The sequence below is a fragment of the Helicobacter mesocricetorum genome (assembly GCF_900198605.1).
GTDB lineage: Bacteria > Campylobacterota > Campylobacteria > Campylobacterales > Helicobacteraceae > Helicobacter_D > Helicobacter_D mesocricetorum.
In genome coordinates, this window is record NZ_FZPJ01000052.1 from 1 (window position 1) to 5,900 (window position 5,900).

Genomic DNA, 5,900 nt, shown 5'->3' on the forward strand with positions numbered 1-5,900 from the left:
AGTTTTGCTTTAAAATCTTTTGAAGATTGGTTGGATTGTGGTATAGTTTTATTGGCAGAGTTGTGAAAATTGAGGTCGTTAATCTGTCGGTGAGGCTGACCTCGCTCATCCCTCTCTGTTCTTGAGTGAGCAGTTAATAATCTATGTCCCTCGCCATAATCTCTTTCCCCATAATTTATGATATTTTCATCATTAGCCTTAACTTTCCAATTGTAACCTTGATATTGTGGATTAAACTCCGCCTCCACATTCTTAGCTACTTTAGGGAAGGAGAGCATCTCTTGTGTAGTTACCATTCCTCTTAAGGCTGGATTATCTAAATGCTTTTGAATTTCTTTTTCCATAAAGTCTTTATCTACTCTTATATCTCCTACATTGCTTTTTACTTGTGTGGATTCTTTTTCTTCTTTTAATACTTTATACATTTGAGAACTTTCTTTTTTACTTTGTCTATCCCAAGCAATATCTTTTAGATTTTGGATTCTTTGTTTAATTGCAGTGATAGTTGTTTCAAGCTGTTTAACTTCACCTTCTAGGGCTAGTATTTCTTTTTGGAGTTCTTTATCGTTCATTGTTATCCCTTATGAATTTCTATAAAACTCTTTAAGTTCTTTCACTTTTTGATCAAGGCTTTTATCTTGTGCGAAGATTTTTTCTATAGTGTCTATAGAAGCTGTTCCAGTAGATAATATTTTTAAGTTTTCACTGCCTAAAGAGCTTAAATCAAGCGTGGCAATAACTTTTTCATCTTGTCGCTTGATGAGAAATTGTCTTTTTGCGGGATTAAATCCTTTAATAATCCTATATTCATCATAACTTAGACCTACTCCATCTACATATTCTTCCTCTTTGGCTTTTGGGTTGGGTAAAAAAACCATTGTTGCGGATTGTTCAATAAGTGTTTTGGCGTTTTTAAGTTTTAAAAAATCTTCTAAGCTTTGAGTAGCAAGTCTTAAAAAACCATTTTGCTTTCTAATTGTTTTAAATTTATTTTTAACTTCTTCTTGCACGATTTCATTTTCTAACCATTTCCAAGCTTCATCAATATCTATACAAAGTCTTCTACCATCTGCTAAGCTCATTACACGCCATAGTATGTAATAACTAAGGATTCCTGATACATCTTTATCATCTAAAAATTCTGTTCCATCAATACCAAATAAATTAATATCATCAGGAAAATCTAAATTGTCAAATTCATTGTCAAATACCCACCCAAATGGTTTGCCTTTTTTAAAAAGTGCTAATCTTGATTTTAAAGAATTATCATCATCGACATTTTCAGTTAGGTTTTCTAGTAATAAGGAGATGGGATATTTTCTTTCCTCTTTTTCAAATCCTTTCATAACAGAGTTAATAGCATTATTAAGCATTTCTTCTTCTCTAGTTGTTAGAATCTCATTGTTTCTAGTTACTAAGAGCTTTATTAATGATTGGAGTTGTCTTATATTCTCTTGTGTAGATTCAATCATAAATGGATTAAAACCAGTTGGCTTACCATTTTCAATTGCAATATATCTACCACCAGCACACAGGATATTGCCTAAAGCACCTTTATCTTTGTCTAAATATACTGCTGTGAATTTTCTATTTTCTTGTGGTATATCATCAGGGAAAGTATCTTTATTAGCATATTTAAGCATTTGATCTACAATGAAATTCATAAATACCGTCTTACCGCCACCACTTTGTCCTAGAATCAAAGTATTAGCTAAAAATAATTCCCCAAAATCATTTTTGTTAGCACCAGAGCTTTGATGAAAATTGAAATAATAAGGCTGTTTGTTTGGTGTTTTAAGAATGCTGACAGCATCACCCCAGCAATTTTTATCTCTTTTTCCTATAGAAAAATTATGTAAAGCAATTAAAGATGAAAAGTTTATTGATGAAATTAAATTAATGCGTGGGCGTATAGCAAAGTTTGAGGGTAGTTGTGCAAAAAATGTGGCAGGTAAAGCAATAGTTGCTAATACCACGCTAAATCCTAATTCATTCATTCTTGTAATAACTTCGTTCGTATTATCTTTACATTCTTGAATGCTATCTCCATATACAAGAATAGAAAAATGGTATTTACCAAAGGATATTTCTCCATTTGTGAGTTGATCTAAAGCTTCATCAATTTGTGCTACTTGAGAAAATCCATCATCTTCAGTTGCAATAAGTTGTTTTTTCTGCTTTACTATTGCAGATTTTGCATCTATTCTAGGGATAGGAGAGAAGCTTTGTGTGATAATATATTCAAGATTTAAATACATTAAAATATCTAAAATACCAGCAAAGGTTTCGTTTGTGTAATCTTTAATTTCAATACATCTAGCAAATCTTTTTGTGCCATCATTGCTATTTAATTGAATGGTTTCATTTCCAAATTGTATATTTTGTAGATTGCCATTTAGATATTGATCTATAGGACTTGGTAATACTCTTACAGGATTAAATTTGCCACCAAGTAGATAGTTATAAAATTCTAATTGTTGTGAGTAAGTTTTATCATCTTTGGAATATGTTTTTAATCTTTTTGGATTAAAATCTTTGATATTTGTTTCTAACCTATCAGTAAATTCACTGAATTTGACTAAAAATGAGCTAATCATTTTTCTTTTGTTTTCAAAAGAGCTTTTCATAAAAGTTGTTTTTTCAATCTTAATTTTTAAAGGATTGAAAATTAAAGTTAGATACAAAGAGTTTTTTCTAAGTGTTCCTTGTTTAAAACTTTCATAATATTTTCTGTCAATTTCCTCTAAAAAAGTATTGTTGAATTTTGAAGTTAGTTTATCTTCAATGGAGTATCTACAATTATGAAAATAGAAACTTACAGGCTCATTTGCAAAAGATTTAAATAGCATATTCAAAAGTTCATTTTTATTATCTAGTTCATTATCCTCTTCTACTTCAAAACTAATTCCACTAACTTCCCAAGTTGATATTAAAAGATAGTTTTTTGTAATAACTACAGAATTGGTAATGAGGGATGAAAAGGGGATGAGCTTTTCAAAATTAGGTTCTGTATGAAGCCCAAAAACAGATATTTTAGGTAAATCCGAGTTTTGTGGCATTTGTCTATAGGAGCTTACACTATAAGTTTTGACTTTATAGTGATTCTTAGAGGCAGGGTTAGAGAAAAATCTCATCTTTAAAAACATCAATCTAAAAATAAAATCATCTTTTTTTGTCATCCCTTTCATAATTAAAAATGTGGGGATGGCAAAAATAAGCAAGAAAATGTTTTGACTATAAAATGCGAGTAAGAAAATGCCTCCCATTGCTACAATGAAGGGAGTGATTGGCACACCAAAGATCATAGGGGGGCGTGTTAAGCCTTTAAAAAGTGGGTTTTTCTGCATTTAACCCTACTTGGTAGTTATGAAATGATATAACCAGCTATTGCTGAAGCAGAGCCAACCAAAACACCACCGATAAATACAGGAGCTACTTCTCTTAGAGTCTGTCCTTGAAACATTACTTTGAAACCAGCCCACATAAAAGCAATTGTTAGAACTATTGCACCAATTGCATATAAAGCTGTTCCTAAATTTTGCATAAAAGTATTTACTTTATCAATTCCACCAGCTGCTAATAACAACATTGGATTGATTAAAATTAACGATAATAACTTCATTTTCATTGTGTTTCCTTATTTTTTAAAAATCGTTCGTTTTGCTTTCAAAAAACATTTAATGCCCAAAGATAAGAATATAAGAAATATGTTTATTCAAACGGGAATTTTTGGGATTTTATGTAATAAACCTATTCAAATTCAAGAAGGTAAAATGTGCATTTTAAAAGCTTCCATGATGAACTTTTACTTAATGTAAAATCTCACGCCTATACGGATAAGATAGTATATTTGGCTGGTGAAGTTCAACAAGATGTGATAAAATTTGCTATTCTAGATAAAGGAATAGGTTTTGCTGGTTCTATTCAAAAGCGAAGTGATTTTATGGATAATTTTTTTGACAAGCTTAATCCCAATAATGGCAATTATGTGAAAGTCATATTTGAATCCAATATGAAAAGGCATAGGAATTACTCTGGAGAAAATATCAGCAGAGGTAATGGGACAAAAAGGTTAGAGGAAAATATAAGAAAATGTAAAGGAGCGAAGATGCAAATTATATCCAAGCAAGATTTTTACGAACTATATTGTGATGACAAAAATACGACAAAATATAGTTCAAATAGCAATAAGGTAAAAGACCACGAAGTAATAGGGACATTAATAAGTTTTGAGCTACCTATAAGAGAATTTTTAACAGGAGTGCAAGATGGAAATATTTAATTTTGAGAAAGAATATACAACAACTCCATATGCAAGAAATGCGGAGCACGATAAAGAAAAAAATGGTGAAGATTTTGAAAAAAACTATCTTTCAAAATGGATTAATAAAAAACAAGAAGTTTTAATCAAGGTTGGTAATCTTGAATTACCATTTTCCGATTCTTTTGTTGATGCAAGTTTCTGCAAATTAATCCGCCAAAATAGAGAGTTGTTTGACAAATATATTAAAATAGACAATAAAACGGAAGATGAAAAGGATTTACAAAAAACCATCAAAGAAGTTTTAGCAAGAGACTAACTTTATGGAATTCATAGTGAATTTAGGCTCTTCCTTGGGAGGAGTAATTGGGGGTTGGGTTATTACTAGTTATTATTATAAAGCGACCAAAAAAGACTATCAAAAACAAAAAATTTTGGAGAAATTAGAAAGCTTACATAAAGATATAGATTTTGCATATAAAATACAAAGCAAAGAAGAGAGAAAAAGTAGACTTATACAGATTTCATATACGAGCGTTCAATATCAAGGATTATTGTTGGGAAATTCCGTTGGAGATTTACAAGATATTCTTTTTAAAAATTCAGATAATAGGGAAGAAACAATGGTTGAGATAACACGAGTTTTTAAACGATATTTCCCAGAATGTTTCATTTAAAGACTTTATCACCCTCAGGTAATTCATCTCTTGTTTAAAGAAGTAAGGGTTTTCTTGCTTGAGGTTTGATAAAACCCGATTTGCTTTTAGTCTATAAAAAGCAAGATGATATTCTTATGCTAACTTGTATTAATGTAGGTTCTCATAGTGAGATATTTTAAATACTAAAATATATATTTAATCACTTTTAAAACCTATCCACATAAGCTTTAAAAAAGATTAAACACCCAAAGGGTGAAAGGTTCTAACACAATAGGCTTGTGTTAGGGAATAATATCAAAACTACACTTGTTTAACTCATCAAACATAGAATCTTTCCATTTTTGAAACATTATTGTTTTGTCTCTTTATTTGGTGTATATGTTGTAGAGAATCATAAGCACCAATAGTAGAATCATAATTCCCACCCATTTCATAATTTCAAGAAAGAAAGATAACCAAGATTTCTTAGCTTTTTTATTGTTTTCTACAGCCTGTAATCTACATTCTAACTCTTTCTCTTTAAGAGCAATTTCACGCTCTCTTAATTCAAGTTGTTTTTTAAGAATTTCATCATCTTGAGATTTACGCTTATCGGAAAACTCTTTAGGGGAAATTTTTCTTTCATTATTCATTTTTTCTCCTTTAATTTAAAGTTTGGATTATCCAAACTGTATACAAGGATACACCTACCCTGTTGGGATACTTGTATCCCAACTTAGGGCTGTATGTAAGTATTTTAGTGTTAGCTACTTAAGAAAAGTAGTGATAAAATCAAAGACTTTAGGTTGGAGGATAATTATTAAGACTCCTAAACCTATTGCATAGAATTTCATTTCTTGCCTAAGAGAGCAATAATCTGATTTTACTCCTGCAATTTCTTTTTCTACTTTTGCAATTTCTAGCTTCAACTCTTGCTTTACATTTGCAATTTCTTTTTCTACTTCTGCTATTCTTTTATCCACAAAGTCTTTAGTGGCTAA

At 30.4% G+C, this 5,900-nt stretch carries 8 protein-coding genes and 1 pseudogene; 4 read left to right on the plus strand and 5 right to left on the minus strand.

Features of this window, described 5'->3' with window-relative positions; genetic code table 11:
• The 3 genes from C6H18_RS08765 to C6H18_RS08775 all read right to left on the minus strand — a co-directional run.
• The coding region (locus C6H18_RS08765; RefSeq protein WP_104722725.1) for a hypothetical protein at nt 1-572 on the minus strand (572 nt) is incomplete at its 3' end.
• Between the two features lie 9 nt (nt 573-581).
• A complete protein-coding gene (locus tag C6H18_RS08770; RefSeq protein WP_104722721.1) occupies nt 582-3,347 on the minus strand; it encodes a VirB4 family type IV secretion/conjugal transfer ATPase in 2,766 nt (921 codons plus the stop codon).
• A 17-nt stretch (nt 3,348-3,364) separates the two neighbouring features.
• A complete protein-coding gene (locus C6H18_RS08775; RefSeq protein ID WP_104722722.1) occupies nt 3,365-3,628 on the minus strand; it encodes a TrbC/VirB2 family protein in 264 nt (87 codons plus the stop codon).
• Nucleotides 3,629-3,775: 147 nt separating this feature from the next.
• Between C6H18_RS08775 and C6H18_RS08780 the strand changes: the two genes are divergently transcribed.
• From C6H18_RS08780 to C6H18_RS08795, 4 genes and pseudogenes are all read left to right on the plus strand, one after another.
• A complete protein-coding gene (locus C6H18_RS08780; RefSeq protein ID WP_104722723.1) occupies nt 3,776-4,282 on the plus strand; it encodes a hypothetical protein in 507 nt (168 codons plus the stop codon).
• Entirely contained in the window at nt 4,269-4,580 is a 312-nt protein-coding gene (locus C6H18_RS08785) for a hypothetical protein (RefSeq protein ID WP_034554960.1), read from the plus strand. The genes C6H18_RS08780 and C6H18_RS08785 overlap by 14 nt, the downstream gene beginning before the upstream one ends.
• A gap of 16 nt (nt 4,581-4,596) precedes the next feature.
• On the plus strand, nt 4,597-4,938 hold the full coding sequence (locus C6H18_RS08790; RefSeq protein WP_034554959.1) for a hypothetical protein: 342 nt from the start codon (nt 4,597-4,599) through the stop codon (nt 4,936-4,938).
• Nucleotides 4,939-5,006: 68 nt separating this feature from the next.
• Nucleotides 5,007-5,099: pseudogene (locus C6H18_RS08795) on the plus strand (type II toxin-antitoxin system YafQ family toxin); the annotation flags it as partial.
• Nucleotides 5,100-5,285: 186 nt separating this feature from the next.
• Here the strand turns inward: C6H18_RS08795 and C6H18_RS08800 are convergent.
• Together C6H18_RS08800 and C6H18_RS08805 are read right to left on the minus strand one after the other, a co-directional pair.
• Nucleotides 5,286-5,552 (minus strand): hypothetical protein, encoded by a 267-nt coding sequence (locus C6H18_RS08800; protein WP_104722724.1) that lies wholly within the window; start codon nt 5,550-5,552, stop codon nt 5,286-5,288.
• 114 nt (nt 5,553-5,666) lie between these two features.
• Nucleotides 5,667-5,900 (minus strand): hypothetical protein (locus tag C6H18_RS08805; RefSeq protein ID WP_199770196.1); only part of this gene is annotated, 234 nt, incomplete at its 5' end.